16 protein-coding genes are annotated in these 17,144 nt (G+C 71.4%); 8 read left to right on the top strand and 8 right to left on the bottom strand.

The window, feature by feature from the left end; all coding sequences use genetic code 11:
• Positions 1-58 precede the first annotated feature (58 nt).
• A complete protein-coding gene (locus tag ABFX55_RS46010) occupies positions 59-1,966 on the top strand; it encodes a HelD family protein (RefSeq protein ID WP_346130155.1) in 1,908 nt (635 codons plus the stop codon).
• Here ABFX55_RS46010 and metE read toward each other — a convergent pair.
• Complete coding sequence (metE, locus tag ABFX55_RS46015) at positions 1,929-4,049, bottom strand: 5-methyltetrahydropteroyltriglutamate--homocysteine S-methyltransferase (protein WP_346130157.1); 2,121 nt, start codon at positions 4,047-4,049, stop codon at positions 1,929-1,931. The two genes, ABFX55_RS46010 and metE, sit on opposite strands and share 38 nt — an antisense overlap.
• Before the next feature lie 55 nt (positions 4,050-4,104).
• Here metE and ABFX55_RS46020 point away from each other — a divergent pair, with 55 nt between their 5' ends.
• On the top strand, positions 4,105-4,929 hold the full coding sequence (locus ABFX55_RS46020; RefSeq protein ID WP_346131453.1) for a LysR family transcriptional regulator: 825 nt from the start codon (positions 4,105-4,107) through the stop codon (positions 4,927-4,929).
• Here ABFX55_RS46020 and ABFX55_RS46025 read toward each other — a convergent pair.
• Together ABFX55_RS46025 and ABFX55_RS46030 are read right to left on the bottom strand one after the other, a co-directional pair.
• The gene (locus ABFX55_RS46025; protein ID WP_346130159.1) at positions 4,883-5,596 is read right to left on the bottom strand and encodes a DNA alkylation repair protein; all 714 of its coding nucleotides are present in this window, start codon (positions 5,594-5,596) and stop codon (positions 4,883-4,885) included. The two genes, ABFX55_RS46020 and ABFX55_RS46025, sit on opposite strands and share 47 nt — an antisense overlap.
• Positions 5,593-6,258: a TetR-type transcription factor C-terminal domain-containing protein gene (locus ABFX55_RS46030; RefSeq protein WP_183657210.1), complete on the bottom strand. Its 666-nt coding sequence runs from the start codon at positions 6,256-6,258 to the stop codon at positions 5,593-5,595. Before ABFX55_RS46030 ends, ABFX55_RS46025 begins: the two co-directional genes overlap by 4 nt.
• A gap of 98 nt (positions 6,259-6,356) precedes the next feature.
• On the opposite strand from ABFX55_RS46030, the gene ABFX55_RS46035 reads away from it, so the two are divergent.
• Both ABFX55_RS46035 and ABFX55_RS46040 read left to right on the top strand, forming a co-directional pair.
• Complete coding sequence (locus ABFX55_RS46035) at positions 6,357-7,493, top strand: acetyl-CoA C-acetyltransferase (RefSeq protein WP_346130161.1); 1,137 nt, start codon at positions 6,357-6,359, stop codon at positions 7,491-7,493.
• A gap of 65 nt (positions 7,494-7,558) precedes the next feature.
• Positions 7,559-9,439: a beta-galactosidase gene (locus ABFX55_RS46040; protein WP_346130162.1), complete on the top strand. Its 1,881-nt coding sequence runs from the start codon at positions 7,559-7,561 to the stop codon at positions 9,437-9,439.
• 19 nt (positions 9,440-9,458) lie between these two features.
• On the opposite strand, the gene ABFX55_RS46045 is transcribed toward ABFX55_RS46040, so the two are convergent.
• Both ABFX55_RS46045 and ABFX55_RS46050 read right to left on the bottom strand, forming a co-directional pair.
• Positions 9,459-10,073: a hypothetical protein gene (locus tag ABFX55_RS46045; RefSeq protein WP_346130164.1), complete on the bottom strand. Its 615-nt coding sequence runs from the start codon at positions 10,071-10,073 to the stop codon at positions 9,459-9,461.
• Between the two features lie 118 nt (positions 10,074-10,191).
• On the bottom strand, positions 10,192-10,653 hold the full coding sequence (locus ABFX55_RS46050; protein WP_346130165.1) for a MarR family winged helix-turn-helix transcriptional regulator: 462 nt from the start codon (positions 10,651-10,653) through the stop codon (positions 10,192-10,194).
• An 80-nt stretch (positions 10,654-10,733) separates the two neighbouring features.
• Here ABFX55_RS46050 and ABFX55_RS46055 point away from each other — a divergent pair, with 80 nt between their 5' ends.
• The 4 genes from ABFX55_RS46055 to ABFX55_RS46070 are packed head-to-tail and all read left to right on the top strand — an operon-like array spanning position 10,734 to position 14,688.
• A complete protein-coding gene (locus ABFX55_RS46055; RefSeq protein ID WP_346130166.1) occupies positions 10,734-11,147 on the top strand; it encodes a DoxX family protein in 414 nt (137 codons plus the stop codon).
• 13 nt (positions 11,148-11,160) lie between these two features.
• Positions 11,161-12,462, top strand: coding sequence for an alkaline phosphatase D family protein (locus ABFX55_RS46060; RefSeq protein ID WP_346130168.1), 1,302 nt, complete (start codon positions 11,161-11,163; stop codon positions 12,460-12,462).
• A gap of 44 nt (positions 12,463-12,506) precedes the next feature.
• The gene (locus ABFX55_RS46065; protein WP_346130169.1) at positions 12,507-14,012 is read left to right on the top strand and encodes a glycoside hydrolase family 3 protein; all 1,506 of its coding nucleotides are present in this window, start codon (positions 12,507-12,509) and stop codon (positions 14,010-14,012) included.
• 4 nt (positions 14,013-14,016) lie between these two features.
• On the top strand, positions 14,017-14,688 hold the full coding sequence (locus ABFX55_RS46070; protein ID WP_346130171.1) for a pentapeptide repeat-containing protein: 672 nt from the start codon (positions 14,017-14,019) through the stop codon (positions 14,686-14,688).
• On the opposite strand, the gene ABFX55_RS46075 is transcribed toward ABFX55_RS46070, so the two are convergent.
• Genes ABFX55_RS46075 through ABFX55_RS46085 form a run of 3 tightly spaced genes read right to left on the bottom strand, consistent with a single transcriptional unit; the run spans position 14,675 to position 17,140 of the window.
• On the bottom strand, positions 14,675-15,703 hold the full coding sequence (locus ABFX55_RS46075) for an NAD(P)H-dependent flavin oxidoreductase (protein WP_346130173.1): 1,029 nt from the start codon (positions 15,701-15,703) through the stop codon (positions 14,675-14,677). The two genes, ABFX55_RS46070 and ABFX55_RS46075, sit on opposite strands and share 14 nt — an antisense overlap.
• Positions 15,700-16,380 carry a CoA-transferase subunit beta gene (locus ABFX55_RS46080; RefSeq protein ID WP_346130174.1) on the bottom strand — a complete coding sequence of 227 codons (681 nt, stop codon included), beginning with the start codon at positions 16,378-16,380 and terminating at the stop codon, positions 15,700-15,702. The genes ABFX55_RS46075 and ABFX55_RS46080 overlap by 4 nt, the downstream gene beginning before the upstream one ends.
• Positions 16,367-17,140 (bottom strand): CoA transferase subunit A, encoded by a 774-nt coding sequence (locus ABFX55_RS46085; protein ID WP_346131455.1) that lies wholly within the window; start codon positions 17,138-17,140, stop codon positions 16,367-16,369. The genes ABFX55_RS46080 and ABFX55_RS46085 overlap by 14 nt, the downstream gene beginning before the upstream one ends.
• Positions 17,141-17,144: the final 4 nt, after the last annotated feature.

Consider the following 17,144-nt stretch of genomic DNA (forward strand, 5'->3'; position numbering starts at 1 on the left):
ACAGGGGAGGCTTCATGATGTGACTCAGTTAAAAACGTGACTCGGTTACACTATCTGCATGACCGAACTCGAGACAGAGCGCGCCTACGTCGACGAGTGCAGGAAGGGGCTCCAGCGCATGCTCGACGGAGCCCGCCACAACGTCATCGTCGGCGAGAGCGTCGCGGGCGACCGCTACAGCGCCGAGCGGCTGGGCCGCCACCTCAAGAGCCTGGCCAAGGAGCTCGGCGAGGCCCCCGAAGGGCCGCCGTTCTTCGGCCGCCTCGACCTGGAGGACGGCCACCGCCACTACCTCGGCCGCCGCCACATCTCAGGAGAGACGGGACACCCGCCCGTCGTGATCGACTGGCGGGCTCCCGTCTCCACGGCGTTCTACCGCGCCCACGCGGGAGAGCGGCGAGGAGTGGCCATGCGCCGCAGGTACGGCTGGTCGGGCCTGACCCTCACCGGCTTCGAGGACGAACGCCTCGACGACGGCGAGCGGGTCGCCAGCCGGATCCTGGCCGCCGAGCTCGAGCGGCCCAGGGTCGGCCCGATGCGCGACATCGTCGCCACCATCCAGCCCGAGCAGGACGAGCTGGTCCGCGCCGAGCTGGAGGAGTCGATCTGCATGCAGGGCGCGCCCGGCACGGGGAAGACGGCCGTCGGGCTGCACAGGGCGGCCTACCTGCTCTACGCCCACAGGCAGCGGCTCGAACGGCACGGCGTGCTGATCCTCGGGCCCAACCGCGCCTTCCTCGGCTACATCGGCGCCGTGCTGCCCGCGCTCGGCGAGGTCGACGTCGAGCAGACGACCGTCGACGAACTGCTTCAGCGCACCCCTGTGAAGGGCGAGGACAGCGTCGAGGCCGCGCTCGTCAAGCACGACGAGAGGATGGCCGCGGTGCTCAGGCGGGCGCTGTACGGGCGCATCACCAAGCCGGTCGAGCCGGTGGCGGTGCGCGACGGTGCGTTCGTGTGGCGCGTGGCCGAGGACGAGCTCAGGCGCATCGTGGACCAGGCGCGGCGGGCGGCGCTGCCGTACAAAATCGGCAGGGAGAGGGTGCTCTCGCAGACGGTCGCGCTGGTGCGGCGGCAGGCCGAGCTGAGGGGCCGCGCCGCCGACGCGCCCTGGCTGCGCAGGATGACCAGGGCGGTGACCCCCGCGGTCGAGGCGGTGTGGCCGAACGTGAAGCCGGAGGAGGTGCTGGCAGGGCTGCTGTCGGACCCGGCGCCGCATGCCGAGGGCCTCCTCAGCGCGCGGGAGCAGGCGGCGATCACCCGCCGCCGGCACGTCTGGACGGCGGCCGACGCGGTGCTGCTCGACGAGCTGGCCGGGTTGCTCGACCATCCCAAGGGCTACGGTCACGTGATCGTCGACGAGGCGCAGGACCTGTCACCGATGCAGTGCCGCGCCATCGCCCGCAGGAGCGAGTACGGCTCGCTGACCGTCCTCGGCGACCTCGCCCAGGGCACCACTCCGTGGGCGGCCCGCGACTGGGCCGAGCAGATGAAGAACCTGGGCAAGCCGGACGCCAGAGTGATCGCGCTGACCACCGGCTTCAGGGTCCCCGCCGTGGTGGTCGAGCTGGCCAACAGGCTGCTGGACCAGCTCGGCGTGAACGTGCCGCCCACCCGCTCGTTCAGGTCCGACGGACGGCTGAAGCTGCGCGGGAGCGACGAGGTGGAGCTCGCCGTCAGGGAGGCGCTCGAGCACGAGGGCTCGATCGGCGTGATCGCCGCCGACGCCGCGCTGCCCGCGCTGGCGGCCAGGCTGGCCGCGCACGGCATCGACGACGAGCGGGTGAGCGTGATGCCGGCCAGCCTGGTCAAGGGCCTGGAGTACGACCACGTGGTGGTGGTCGAGCCCGCGGCGGTCGTCGCCGCCGAGCCGCGCGGGCTCAACCGGCTCTACGTGGCGCTCACCAGGGCCGTCTCCAGGCTCGACGTCATAGGAGCGCTTCCCGTACCCGCAGGGTCGCCCTGACGACGTTGGCGAGCGACGCCTCCACCTGCTCGTAGGTGCGCGTCTTCAGGCCGCAGTCGGGGTTGACCCACAGCCGCTCGGCGGGCAGCACGTCGAGCGCGGCCTTCAGCAGCGACTCCACCTCCTCCTCCGAGGGCACCCGAGGGGAGTGGATGTCGTAGACCCCTGGGCCGAGCCCGCGCGGGAAGCCCTCCGGCGCGGGCGCGCCCGACCTGGCCGACTCGATCGTGGTCACGTCGGCGTCGAGCGCGTCGATCGCGGAGATGATCTGCTCGGCGTCTGAGTAGCACAGGTGGGTGTGGATCTGGGTGCGGTCGGCGGCCACCGAGGTGGCCCTGCGGTAGGCGGCGACGGCCCACTGCAGGTAGGACGGCTGGGCGGAGGCGCGCAGCGGCAGCAGCTCGCGCAGCGCGGGCTCGTCCACCTGGATGACGGAGATGCCCTCCGACTCCAGGTCGCGCACCTCCCGCGCGATGGCGTCGGCGACCTGGAAGGTCACCTCGCGCAGCGGCAGGTCGTCGCGGACGAACGACCACGCGACGATCGTGACGGGCCCTGTCAGCATGCCCTTCACGGGCTTCGCGGTCAGCGACTGCGCGTACCGCGCCCATCTGACCGTGATCGGCGCGGGCCTGCCGACGTCGCCGTGCAGCAGGGGAGGGCGGGTGCAGCGCGAGCCGTACGACTGGACCCAGCCGTGCTCGGTCACCGCGAAGCCGTCGAGGTGCTCGGCGAAGTACTGCACCATGTCGTTGCGCTCGGGCTCGCCGTGCACCAGGACATCGAGGCCGAGCCGCTCCTGAACCCTGATCGCGCGCTCGATCTCCCCCTCGACCAGCGCCTCGTAGCTCGCCCGAGGCAGCGAGCGGTCGGCGCGGGCCGCCCTCAGCTGCGCGGTCTGAGGGAAGGAGCCGATCGTGGTGATCGGCAGCTTCGGCAGCCCGAGATGCTCGGCCTGCACCTTCGCCCTGACCTCGTAGGGGCTGCGCGCGCTCGGCTCGGCCCGCTCGGCGCCCGCCGGAGCCGCCGCACTCGTGGGGGCGGGCGTCGCTCCCTCGGCGAACAGCCGCGCCAGGGCGACCACCTCGGCCACCTTCTCCTCGGCGAAGGCGAGGCGCTCGCGAAGGGCCGGCTCCAGGCGCTCCTCCACCGCGAGGCTGTAGGGCACGTGCTGCAGCGAGCACGAGGTGCTCACCACGACCTCGCCGGCCCGTACGGCCCGCAGCGCCGCCAGCGCCTCCGCCTCGCGAGTGCGCCAGACGTCACGCCCCGACACCACCCCCGCGAACACCGTCCTGCCGGGAAGCTCGATCGGCAGGCTCCCGCGCACGAGGTCGACGCCGATCCCCTCGACCGGCGTGCCCGCCAGCACGGGCAGCGCCTCGCCCAGGTCGCCGAAGTAGGCCGCCACCAGCAGCGAGGGCCTGGACGGCCGCGCGCACAGCCGCTCGTAGGCCGCCCGCACCGCCTCCAGCTCCTCCTTCGTCCTGTCGCAGACCAGCGCGGGCTCGTCGAGCTGCACCCATGACACGCCCTCGGCGGCCAGCGCCGACAGCAGCTCCTCGTAGCACCCGAGCACCTCGTCGAGTCGCTCCAGCGCCCCCGCCAGCAGCACGAACGTCACAGGTCCGAGCATGACGGGCCTGGTGTCGAACCCCAGCGCCCTGGCCTGCCGTACCTCGCCGACGGGCTTGGAGGCGTCCAGCCTGAACACTGTCGAAGGGGAGATCTCCGGCACGAGGTAGTGGTAGTTGGTGTCGAACCACTTGGTCATCCGCAGCGGCGCCAGGCCCTGGGTGCCGCGCGCCATCGCGAAGTACGGATCCTCGGCCTCGCGGTAGCGCTCGGGCACCGCTCCCAGCATCACCGCCGTGTCGAGCACCTGGTCGTAGAGGGAGAAGGTGTTGGAGGGCAGCGCGTCGAGCCCCAGCTCGGCCAGCCGCCGCCAGGTCTCCTCGCGCAGGCCTGCTCCCACCTGGTCGAGCTCGTCACGGGTGATCCGCCCGTCCCAGTAGGACTCGAGGGCCCGCTTCAGTTCACGGTTCGGGCCGATCCTCGGATAGCCCAGCACGGTCGTTCTCATGCCGCCCACCCAACACGCGATCTCCGTCCGGGTGCATCATCTATTCGTGCTGCTTATGCTTCGGGAGATCCAATGCTTCGCGAAGGTCGCCGCGCTGCTCAGCTTCTCGCGGGCGGCCGCCGACCTGGGCCTGTCGCAGCCCGCCGTGAGCCAGGCCGTCACCCGGCTGGAGAACGCCGTGGGTCTGCGCCTGTTCGACAGGACGGCCAGGCAGGTGCGGCTGACACCCGAGGGCAAGGCGCTGCTCGACCATGCTCACCAGGTGCTCGACGGCGTCACCGCCTTCAGCCGTGAGGCGGCGCGACTGGCCCGGCCTGTCATTCACCTGGCTTATCCACCGCTGGCAGGACCGCTCGTCGCCAGGGTGGCGAGACGGCTCGCGGCGAGAGGCATCGCCGTCGAGCTCGCGACGGCGGGGCGGGGCGCGGCGGCGCGGGCGCTCGACACGGGCGAGGTGTCGGCCGCGATCGTGGCCGTCCCCGCGCCACCCAGGTTCGGCACGGGGGCGAGGTTCCACGTCACGGTGGACCGGCTGGCCGTACCCGTGGACCATCCGTGGCGCTCAGGGGTCACCGCCGCCGACCTAGGCGGTCGTGACCTGCTGATTCCCGGCGGACGGTGGGCGGGACTGCCGGGCAGGCACAGGCAGGTGGCCGAGGACGACTTCGCCGCCGCGCTCGACCTGGTCGCCGCCGGCGCGGGGCTGCTGCCGATCCCGCAGTTGGTGGCCAGGACCGTGCGCCGCGACGACGTCAGGTTCGTGCCGCTGGAAGTGGCCGACCTGCGCCTCACCTACACGCTGGCGTGGGCTGGCGAGAGCGTCAGGCCCGAGCTCATGGCGCTGGTGCAGGCGGTGCAGCAGGCGCTATGGACGCGGTGATGTTCTTCAGCGCCTCGCGGCGGCTCAGGCCGGTGATGCCCTTCGCGTCGACGTAGCGGACGACCTCGCGCGGGTTGGTCTTGGCGTACTCGCGCAGCGCCCACCCGATCGCCTTGCGGGCGAAGAAGTCGATGTCGGACAGACTCGGCTCGATGCAGGCGTAGAGCAGCGCGGTGTCGGTGCGCGCCTTGAACCTGTTCTGGCTCAGGATCGCGGTGCGGCGCTTCCACAGGTCATCGGAGTGGGCCCACTCCAGCAGCAGTGGGCGCATCGCGTCGGGATAGGCGGCGAGCAGCCCGCCGATCCTGTGCGTGGCCAGTTCGTCGACCAGGTCCCACCAGGCGCCTGTGACGATCATCTCCTCGTACATCGGGACCGTGTAGAGGGACTGCCACGGACGGTAGTAGCGAAAGCCCGACAGCTCGATCGCGGCGTAGCGCTCCTCGCGGTATTCGGCCTCGCGCCACAGCTCCAGCACCGCGCGCCGCCACTCGGGAGCGGCCTCGAGGCGCTGCCCGGCGAAGACCCTCTTCAGGGCCGTCCGCCGCGGCCCCGCCTGCACGCCGAGGAAGGGCAGGTCAGACTTCATGTACGCCTGCATGGCCGCGGCCTTGTCGGGCTCGGCGGCCTCCTGCAGCGCGAGCCGCACCGCCTTGCGGAGGCTCATGCCTGCGGCTGCGTGGACCGCTCGCCGGTGGCCAGGCCGTCGAAGAGCACCGTGATGTAGTGCTCGGCCAGGCCGGTGGTGTTGAGCCTGCCGCCTGGGCGGAACCAGCGCACGGCCACCCAGATGGTGTCGCGGATCATGCGGTAGGTGAGCTTCGGGTCGACGTCGGCGCGGAACTGCCCCGCCGCCTGGCCCGCCTTGATCTGCCGTACCCACATCTGCTCCACGTCGTCCTCGGCCTTGACGAGGTAGTTGAAGCGGGGGAACTGGCGCAGGTAGTTCCAGTCGTTCTGCATGACCGTGATCGCGGCGCGGTGGGGCTCGAGCGTGCCGAACCCGATGCGCACCATCTCCGACAGGACCGCGCGTGGTTCGCCGCCGCTCTCGAGCGCCGCGCGGTAGCGGGCGATGAGGTCGTCGAGGAAGGTGGAGAGCACCTCGTCGACAATTGTCTCTTTTGAGTCGAAATGGTGGTAGAGACTTCCGGAGAGGATGCCCGCCTCGTTGGCGATCTCGCGAACGGTCGTCGCCTGGAAGCCCTTGCGTGCGAAGATCTCCGCGGCGAGCTTCACGAGGTGGTCACGGCGCTCGGAGGCCGATCCCGACGCGGTGGCGCGCTTGGTCTTCGGGGGTGCGGCAGTGGCGTTCTTTCGCGTGGTCACCTCTCCATTATGAGCCCTTGCGCAATCGCTTGTTCACCCAACACCCGCAGCTCACGTGCGGTTCCTCTCTGAACCAAGCGCTTGCTAGTCTAGGTGGCATGAGCGAGGCCTACATCGTCGCCGCCGTCAGGACCCCAGTGGGGCGCAGGAACGGCGGGCTGGCGGGGGCGCACCCCGCCGACCTGGGCGCCCATGTCATCAACCAGGTCGTCTCCGGCGTCGACCCCGCCGCCGTCGACGACGTGATCTTCGGCTGCGTCGACACGGTGGGGCCGCAGGCGGGAGACGTCGCCCGCACCTGCTGGCTGGCCGCGGGACTGCCGGAGGAGGTGCCGGGCGTGACCGTCGACAGGCAGTGCGGCTCCTCCCAGCAGGCGCTGCACTTCGCCGCCCAGGCGGTGCTGTCCGGCACGGCCGACCTGGTCGTGGCCGGCGGGGTGCAGAACATGAGCATGGTGCCGATGTCCTCCGCCATGGTCTTCCCTGGGTTCGACACGCCGTTCTCGGGCTCCAAGGGCTGGGCCGCGCGGTACGGCACGCAGGAGATCTCCCAGTTCGCCGGCGCCGAGCGGATCGCCGCCGACTGGGGCCTGTCCCGCGAGGAGATGGAGGCGTTCGCCCTGTCCTCGCACGAGCGGGCGCTGCGCGCCGTCGACACCGGGCGCTTCGAGCGGGAGATCGCGCCCTATGAGGGCGTCGCCGTCGACGAGGGGCCGCGCAGGGACACCTCGAGGGAGAAGATGGCCTCGCTGCGCACCCTCCTGCCCGGCGGCTCGCTGACCGCCGCGCTGTCCTCGCAGATCTCCGACGGGGCCGCGGCGCTGCTCGTCGCGTCGGAGCGGGCCGTACGCGAGCACGGTCTGACGCCCCGCGCCCGCGTCCACCACCTGTCGGTGAGGGGCGCCAGCCCCGTCGTGATGCTCGACGCCCCCATCCCCGCGACCGCGCACGCCCTGGCCAGGGCCGGCATGTCCATCTCCGACCTCGACGCCGTCGAGATCAACGAGGCGTTCGCCTCGGTCGTGCTGGCCTGGCTCAAGGCGACGGGCGCCGACCCCGCGGTGGTCAACCCCAACGGGGGCGCCATCGCCCTCGGTCACCCTCTCGGCGCGACGGGCGCGGTGCTGGCGGTGAAGCTGATCCACGAACTGGAGCGTGTGGGCGGGCGCTACGGTCTCCAGACCATGTGCGAGGGCGGCGGCCAGGCCAACGTGACCATCATCGAGCGCCTCTGACTTGTGCCAGGCCGAGAAGAACGTTTTAATCCGCTGACGTCACACTTCGACGCAGAGGAGCTCACGTGATCGTCTACGGCGGCGACTGGAACCCCGAGCAGTGGCCGGAGGAGACCTGGTCCGAGGATGTCGTCCTCATGCGCGAGGCGGGGGTCACCCGCGTGAGCGTCGGCATCTTCTCCTGGTCGCATCTGGAGCCCGAGGAGGGCAGGTACGACTTCGCCTGGTTCGACAGAGTGCTCGACCTGCTGGGCGAGCACGGCATCGAGGCCTGTCTCGCCACCCCCACCGCCGCCCCTCCTCCGTGGTTCGGCCACACCTATCCCGAGGCGCTGCCCGTGGACAGGGACGGGCGAAGGCTCCACCACGGCAGCAGGCAGGGCTTCTGCCCGAGCTCGCCGATCTACAGGGACAGGGCGCTGCGCATCGCGGAGAAGGTCGCCGACCGCTACCGCGACCACGAGGCCGTGGTCATGTGGCACGTGCACAACGAGTACGGCTGCCACAACGCCCGCTGCTACTGCGACGCCTCGGCGGAGGCCTTCCGCGCCTGGTTGTGTGAACGCTATCAATCGCTGGAGACGCTCAACGACGCGTGGGGCACCGCGTTCTGGTCCCAGCGCTACTCCGACTGGGCGCAGATCCTGCCCCCGAGAGCCACGCCCACCCTCACCAACCCCGCGCACGAGCTCGACTTCAAGCGCTTCTCCTCCGACGCCCTCGTCAGCCTCTACCGGGCCGAGCGCGCCCTGCTCGGTCCCAAACCGGCCACCACGAACCTGATGACGGGCGCGCACTGGGACATGGACTGCTGGAGCTTCGCCGAGGCCGTGGACGTCGTCGCCACCGACCACTACCTCATCGGCGAGCACCCCCACGAGGACCTCGCCTTCGCCGCCGACTACGCCCGCTCGCTCAACGGCGGCAGGCCGTGGCTGCTGATGGAGCACTCGACGAGCGCGGTCAACTGGCAGGGCCTCAACCTGGCCAAGGACCCTGGCGAGCTGCGCCGCAACTCCCTCGCCCACCTGGCGAGGGGCGCCGACGCGATCATGTTCTTCCAGTGGCGGCAGTCGAGGGCCGGCGCGGAGAAGTGGCACTCGGCGATGCTGCCCCACGCCGGCACCGACACCAAGACCTGGCGCGAGGTCGTCGCCCTCGGCGCGGAGCTCGAGTCGCTGCGCGACGTCTCGGGCAGTACGGTCGCCGCCGACGTCGCCATCCTGCTCGACCACGACAGCGTCTGGGCCCAGGACCACCCCGCCCAGCCGACGGACCGCCTGAAGCCCGTCGAGGTGATCAAGGAGTGGCACGCCGCGCTCTGGCGTGCGGGGATCACCTGCGACCTGGCCAGGCCCGAGCACGATCTGTCCGGCTACCGGCTGGTCGTGGCGCCCTCGCTCTACCTGGTCTCCGACGAGGGCGCGGCCAACCTGGAGAGCTTCGTCGCGGCGGGCGGCGTGGCGCTGGTCGGGCCGTACTCGGGGATCGTCGACCCCCACGACCGCGTCAGGCTCGGCGGCTACCCCGGCGCCTTCCGCGACCTGCTCGGGGTGAGCGTCGAGGAGTTCTTCCCCCTGACCGAGCCGATCGCGCTGGCCGGGGGAGGCGTGGGCAGGATCTGGAGCGAGCAGGCCCGCCTGACCACCGCCAAGGCCCTGGACACCTACCGCGACGGCCGGCCCGCCTGGACCCGTAACGAGTGGGGCGGCGGCACCGCCCACTACCTCACCACCCTGCCCGCCGACCTGTTCCCGATCATGGCCAGGGTCTGCGAGGAGGCGGGCGTCACCCCTGCGGCGCAGGCCCCTCCGGGGGTCGAGGTCGTCCGCCGCACCCACCCCGACGGCCGCTCCTACCTGTTCGCCATCAACCACACCGACGAGGACGCCGTGGTCGAGAAGGCGGTGGTACCCGCAGGAGCGGTGACGGTGATCCGCACCTGACCCTCCTGCTGAGCGCCTGTCACCACTTGTCCCACTGCCGGGTGGCCCACCAGCGCCCTCCGAGGTGCTCGAAGTCCACCGCTAGAGCAGGCTCCTGGCCGGTCGGCGACCACGCGAAGCCGACGGCGCTCTCCACACCGAAGTCGGTGACAAGGAACATGGCTCCACCGGGCGGGGGATCTCCCAGCCAGTCCTTGCACGCCCGGTACAGGCCCACGCGTTCGCAGTCGGGATCCGGTTCCGCGCCTTGCGCGAGCTTCTGCGCGTAGGCCTCCAGGCTCGCCTCCGACAACGCGAACCGCACGTGGAAGGGCGCGTCCGTCGCGAGCACGCCGACGGCGGCCGCCAGGATGAGCGGGGGCGCCAGCCAGCGCCCCCGCGCCCGCGCGCGGCTGAACGTGGTACTCGCCATCGCCATCGCCGCGATCCACCAGATCCACCAGATCGTCATGAGCGCCGTCCAGACGAGCCCTATGAAGAGGACAGTCTCGACAGGCAAGAACGGCGCACTGGCCCACCAGAACGTGAACACTCCCGCGGCGGTGACCAGCGTGAGGAACGTCCATCCCGGTGGCCGGTCGATCAGCTCCCGCTTCGCGGTCGAAGGCCGGGCCTGGCTGTCGTGCTCCACCATGGCGGCGAGCATCCCACGCCCCAACGAGATCCGAAAGAAGCGTCCAGGCCTCCACTCACGAGCGCTCTTCCATCGAATCGCCACCGTCCTCTGCCGTCCGTCGGCGGGGAGGATCGATCTAGGCGGACGGGCGCATGGCTTCTTGGGCCTTGCGCATGGCCGAGGCCATGGTCGTCAGCTCGTGCCTGGAGAGGAGGTCGATCAGGAATCTGCGGACCACCTCGACGTGCCCCGGGGCCGTCTTCTCGAGGTGGCGCATGCCTTCGGCGGTGAGCACCGCGAGCACGCCCCTGTCGTCGCCGGGGCAGGTGGTGCGCTCGACCAGGCCCCGCTTCTCCAGCTGGGTGACCTGGTAGGTGAGCCCGCTCTTGGAGACCACCACCCTGCGCGCCAGCTCGGTCATCCGCAGCCGGCGCTCGGGTGAGGCCGACAGGATGGCCAGGATCTCGAACTGCGGGTGCGTCAGCCCCGCCGCGCTCTTCAGCTGCTCCTCGATGCGTCTGTCCAGCAGGTGGGAGGCGGTGAGGAACGCCTGCCACGCCGACATCTCCTCGGCGTCCAGCCATCGCGACTCGCTCACCTTGTCAGTGTATGACTTGTTCGAAGTTGAACGACCGCTTATGGTAGTTGTTCAAACTCGAACAACACTGTGAGGCACCAATGGCTCGATCCATCACGCTGCTGCTCGCCAGAGTGGCTGTGGGAGTGACCTTCCTCGTCCACGGCTGGATGAAGTTCACGTCCATGGGGATCTCGGGGACGACGGCCTTCTTCGAGCAGGTCGGCATCCCGCTGCCGGGTCTGGCCGCGCCCGCCGTCGCCGTGCTCGAGGTGGTGGGCGGCATCGCGCTCATCGTCGGCGCGGCACTGCCCGTCTTCGGGGTCCTGCTCGCCCTGAACATGGTCGGCGCCATCGTCTTCGTCCACCTCGGCAACGGCTTCATGGCCGACAAGGGCGGCATCGAGTTCCCGATGGCCCTCGCGGCGGCCTGCCTCGCGCTGGCGTTCACGGGCGGCGGCGCGCTCGCCGTCGACCGTCTCTGGCAGAAGAGCAGGGCCGACGTCGTCGCCTGACTAGCATCGGAGGATGCCGAATCCGTTCACTCTGGGGGTCGCGTCAGGCGAGCCCCTACCGGATGGCGTGATCCTCTGGACCAGGCTGACCGGTCTGTCCCGCGCCGCCGACGTGCAGTGGCAGGTGGCGGAGGACGACCGCTTCGCCAAGGTCATCAGGCAGGGCGTCGCGAGGGCGCAGCCCGCATGGGCGCACAGCGTCCACGTGAAGGTCGAGGGGCTGCGCGCCGCGACCGACTACTTCTACAGGTTCAGGTCCGGCGGCGAGCTCAGCCCCGCCGGCCGTACCAGAACGGCCCCCGGCCCGACATCCACGCAGCCGGTCAGGTTCGCCGCCGCCAACTGCCAGCGCTTCGAGCACGGCTGGTACACCGCCTACAGGCACCTGGCCGACGAGCGTCCCGACGTGGTCTTCCATCTCGGCGACTACATCTACGAGTACGCCAGGCCCGCCCACGGCGTGCGCCGCGTCGATCCCGCCGACGAGACCACCACGCTGGCCGGCTACCGCGCCCGCTACGCCAGCTACAGGAGCGACCCCGACCTGCGGGCCGCCCACGCCGCCGCTCCCTGGGTGCCGGTCTGGGACGACCACGAGGTCATGGACAACTACCACGGCAGGGGCGACGGCTCCGACCGCTTCCTCAGGCGCAGGGCCGCGGCCTACCAGGCCTACTACGAGCACATGCCGCTGCGGGTGCGCCCACGCGACGGCGGCCTGCAGATGTACCGCAGGCGCACCTACGGCGTGATCGCCGACTTCATGGCCCTGGACGTGCGGCAGTTCCGCGGCCCTGCCACCATGCTCGGCGCCGAGCAGGAGGCGTGGCTGCTGGCCAGGCTGGCCGCCACGCCCGTCAGGTGGCGGGTCCTGGTCCAGTCGCTCTTCTTCACCAGGAGGTTCGTGCCCGGCCCCGCGCCCAACCTGCGCAAGGAGTCGTGGGACGGCCAGCCCGAGCAGCGCGCCCGCCTGCTCGCCGCCGTCCCGCAGAACCTGGTGGTGCTCAGCGGCGACGTGCACAACGCGTGGGCGGGCGACATCGTCACCGGCGCGGGCGTGACGGTCGGCGCGGAGTTCGTCGGCTCGGCGATCACCAGCAACCCGCCGGTCACCGACGGCCCGGGGGTCCTGGCGGCCAACCCGCACCTGCGCTACTTCGACGCCCACCGCGGCTACCTGTCGGGTACGGCGAGCGCCACCGACTTCCGGGTCGCCTTCCGAGGGGTGGACCACGTCGACAGGAAGGGCGCGCCCGTCCGCACACTCGCCGAGTTCGTCACGGAGGGACGTGGAATCAGACGCGTTGACGTCTGAAAATGCCTCTAGAAAATAGGAAACTTTCCTATTAGATTTCGGTCATGCCCAAGCCTGGCCGCGACTTGCTTCGCCTTGCCGACTCCGTCATCCTTCCGGGTTTCGTCGGGACGGCGCCCCCCGACTGGCTCCGCCGCCGACTGTCAGAAGGCCTGGCGGGGGTGGTGCTTTTCTCCCGCAACATCACAGGGCCCGCCCAGGTGGCCGAGTTGACGGCATCGCTGCGCGCGGAGAACCCGTCGGCGCTGGTGGGCGTGGACGAGGAATCGGGCGAGGTGACCAGGCTGGAGGTCGCCAAGGGCAGCAGCCGCCCTGGCAACTACGCGCTGGGCGTGGTGGACGACGTCGCGCTCACCGAGGAGCTCGCCCGCGACCTCGGCAGGGACCTCGCGGCCGCGGGGATCAGCATCGACTTCGCCCCCTCGGCCGACGTGAACTCCAATCCGGGAAACCCCGTCATCGGGCTGCGCGCGTTCGGCGCCGACCCCGAGCTGGTGGCCAGGCACACCAGGGCCTTCGTCAGAGGCATGCAGGCGACGGGCGTGGCGGCGTGCGCCAAGCACTTCCCCGGCCACGGCGACACCTCCGTCGACTCCCACCACGGGGTGCCGGTGGTGGCGGGCGAGATCGAGGAGCATCTGCGCCCCTTCCGCGCAGCCATCGAGGAGGGCGTCAGGTCGATCATGACGGGACACCTCCTCGTGCCCCGCTACGACCCCTCGACCCCCGCCACGCTCAGCCCGCACGTGCTGACCGCGCTGCTCCGTGACGAGCTGGGCTTCGAGGGCGTGGTCATCACCGACGGGATCGAGATGGCCGCCGTCTCGGGCGCGTACGGCGTCGGCGGCGCCTCGGCGACGGCCGTCACGGCAGGGGCCGACGCGATCTGCGTGGGCGGCGAGCGGTCGGACGAGGCGACGGCCGCCGAGGTGCGCGACGCGATCGCGCTGGCGGTGATGGAGGGCAGACTGCCCGAGGAGCGCCTGGCCGAGGCCGCCGGCCGGGTGGCAGGGCTCGGCGCGTGGTCGGCCGCGGCCCGCGCCGCCCACGCCCAGGCCGCCCGCGAAGGCGACGGGCGCGTCGAGGGTGAGATCGGGCTCATCGCCGCCAGGCGGGCCGTCAAGGTCACCCGCAGGTCCTCCGCGGCCGTCCTGCCGATCACCGTCGCAGCCCAGGTCGTGGAGTTCGCCCCCGAGATGAACCTGGCCATCGACAAGGGCACCCCGTGGGGCGTCGGCGAGCCGCTGGGCAAGCTGCTGCCGGGCACGACCGTCGCCCGCCTCACCGCCGAGGAGTCACGCGCCGCCGTACTGGAGGATCTGCTGCGCTCCTCGGCCGACCGCCCGCTGGTGATCGTCGCGCGTGACGCGCACCGCTACCCGTGGCAGGCCGAGGCGATCGGCCACCTGCTCAGCGCCCGCGGCGACGCCGTGGTGGTGGAGATGGGCCTGCCCGCGCGCTCCGACCTCGGCGCGGTGCACATCGCCACGTACGGCTCGGCCCGCGTCTGCGGGCAGGCCGCCGCCGAGGTGATCACGGGTACGCTCTGACGTCGTGAACTTCGACGGCGAGGACCTCTCCGGCACATCACTGACCGAGCGGCTGAAGGGCGACGAGCCGCACGTCTTCCGCGAGTGCGACCTCACCGAGACCGACTTGTGGGGAGCGTCGCTCGCGGGGGCCAGGTTCGAGTCGTGCGTGCTGGAGCAGACCGACTTCCGCAAGGCCGACCTCGACGGCGCCGTGTTCACGGGCGGCGGCGGGCTGCGCACCAGGTTCACCGACGCCGACCTGCTCGACGCCTCCTTCACCGACGTCGACCTGTCCTCGGCGCACTTCGGCGGCGCGCTGATGACCGACGCCTCGTTCACCGGCTGCCGGATGATCGGTGCCTCGCTCACCGGATCGAGGGGCACGGGCTTCCGCCTCTCCCGCTCCAACCTGATCATGGCCAATCTCGGCGGCTGCACGCTGCGCGGTCAGCTGCTCGAAGGGATCAGGTTCGACGACGCCGACCTGTCGGGTTGCGACTTCACCGAGGCGGTCTTCAGCGACTGCCGCCTGACCGGCACCAAGCTGCTGAGGGCGGTGTTCGCCAAGGCCGACCTGCGCGGCGCCGACCTCGGCGAGCCCGACGACGCGAAGGTGCGCGCCCTCGCAGGCGCGGTCATCAACCAGGCGCAGGCCAACGCCATCCTCGGGGCGCGCGGCCTCACGGTCGTGTGATGCGCCCCAGCGTCGCCTCCGCCTCGGCCATGATCCTGGTGATCAGCTCCTCGCACGAGGGCAGGTCGTCGAGCACGCCGACCACCTGACCCGAGGCCATGACGCCGAGATCGGTGCGGCCCTCGACCATGGCGGCCCTGAGCAGCACCGGGGTGTTGGCGGCCTGCAGCACCTGGGCCCAGGTCAGCTCCCTGCCCCGCCGCATCCTGCGGCCCTCGCCGATCAGCTGGGCCCAGGTCAGCCCGGACAGCCGCTTGAAGCGGGCCCCGTTGACCACCGCGCGCAGCAGCCTGGTGCGTTCGAGCGAGGCGACGAAAGGCGTGGCGAGCACCCGGTGCGGCACGCCGTCCACCTTGCGGGTCACCAGGGTGTCGGTGGAGTCGAGGTAGAGCCGCTTGACCGCGTCGGGGACGGGGGAGTCCTGGGTGAGCAGGAAGCGGGTGCCCATGGCGATGCCCGCCGCGCCGTACGCCATGGCCGCCACCAGGCCGCGGCCGTCGAAGAAGCCGCCCGCCGCGATGACGGGGATGTCGACGGAGTCGACGACCTGGGGCAGCAGCAGCGTGGTGGGGATCGGCCCCGTGTGCCCGCCGCCCTCGCCGCCCTGCACGATCACCGCGTCCACGCCCCATGCGGCGACCTTCTCCGCGTGGCGGCGAGCGCCGACGGAGGGAATGGTGACCACGCCCGCCTCCTTCAGCCGCGCGATGAGCTCCCTGCGCGGGGCCAGGGCGAAGGAGGCCACGCGGACGCCCTCGCGGATCAGCACCTCGACCCGCTCGGCCGCGTCGGCGGCGTCGGAGCGCAGGTTGACGCCGAAGGGCTGGTCGGTGCGCTGCTTCACCTCGCGGATGGCCGTCGTCATCTGCTCGAGCGACATGGTCGCGGCGGCGACGACGCCGAGCCCTCCCGCGCGGGAGGTGGCCGCGGCCAGGCGGGCGCCCGCGACGTAGCCCATGCCGGTCTGGACGATCGGATGGCGGCAGCCGACGAGGTCGGTGAGCGCGGTCCTCACATCGCCTCGCGCAGGTTGCCGGGGTCGAGCGTCTCCAGGACGCGCAGCTCCTCCTCGGTGGGGCCGCGGGTGGTGGGCACGTCTGGCGGGATCACCAGCTCGAAGCCCGTCGCGTCGACCACCTCCTCGACGCTCACCCCCGGATGGACCGAGACCAGCCGCATCGAGCCGTCGGGCGTGCGCAGGTCGAGCACCGCCAGGTTCGTCACCACCCTGCGCAGCAGCGGCCCTCCCACGCCCGAGACCATGTCCACCCTCTCGACGAAGACGCGAGGGGAGTGGCGGGGGATCCAGTAGCTCGTGGGACAGCACACCGTGTTGCCCGGCGCCCCCCGCACGCCGAGGAGCTGCGCCTTCGGGCGCTCCCACGCGCCGATGCAGGAGATGTTGGTGTTGCCGGCCCTGTCGATCTGCGAGGCGCCCATGAACACGTGCCGCCTGCCGGTCAGCACCAGCCACAGATGGTCGCGGAAGGGCAGCCAGCCCTCCGTCACCTGGGGATCGTCGCCCGTCAGGTGGCAGACCCCGTCGGTGGTCAGCAGGTCGGGCTCGAACGTCATCCTGGCCAGCCGCGCCCCCAGCGTCGTGATCGGCCCGCCGATCCCCGCCGCGAGGATCTCCCCGTCGCCCCTGAACGCCTCCGCGCAGGCGACGACGCACACATCAGCCCTGCTCATCGTGGTACTCCAGCCATGGGGTCGTCGCGTAGCGCCGCTGCTCGGCCTCGTCCCTGCCGTAGTCGGGCTCGCACGAGGTGAACCCGGCCCCTCCTGGCGCCTCGACCACCCCCGTGACGAACGCCCTGCTGATGAGCAGCGACTGGACGGGGCCCTCCTTCAGCAGGTCCGCGCTGTCCACGAGCCGCTCGCAGGAGACGTAACAGCTCGTGGCGGCCTTGGCGTACAGGTCGTCGAAGTAGGGGTCGGGTCCGAGGTACTGCGCGTTGCCCCGCCGGTCCGCCCTGTTGAGGTGCACCAGCGCCACGTCCATGGTCAGCGCCGGCACCGCCACCAGATCCTCCTCCGTGTACGGCGAGCGCACCGTTCTCAGCCCCTGGTTGACCCGCATGACGTCGGAGCCGAGCCCTGCCCTCGTCGGCAGGAACGGCAGCCGGTGCGCCGCGGCGAGCAGGCCGAACATGAACATGCCCTCGTCGTACTCCACGAACTCGATCGAGCCCTGCTGCCGTGCGGCTCTGAAGTGGGGCTCCAGCGGGATGGTGTCGAGGGTGACGAAGGGGGCGACGACCCTGCGGACCCTGCCGGCCGCGCACAGCATGCCGACGTCGGCGCCGCCGTACGAGATGATCGTCAGGTCGGTCACGGAGGTGTCGAGCAGCGCTCTGACCAGGGCCATCGGCTTGCGGCGCGAGCCCCAGCCGCCGACGCCGACGGTCATCCCGCTCTCTATCCGCGCCGCCACCTCTGCGGCCGTCATGACC

The organism is Nonomuraea roseola, from assembly GCF_039535395.1.
GTDB classification, from domain to species: Bacteria; Actinomycetota; Actinomycetes; order Streptosporangiales; family Streptosporangiaceae; genus Nonomuraea; species Nonomuraea roseola.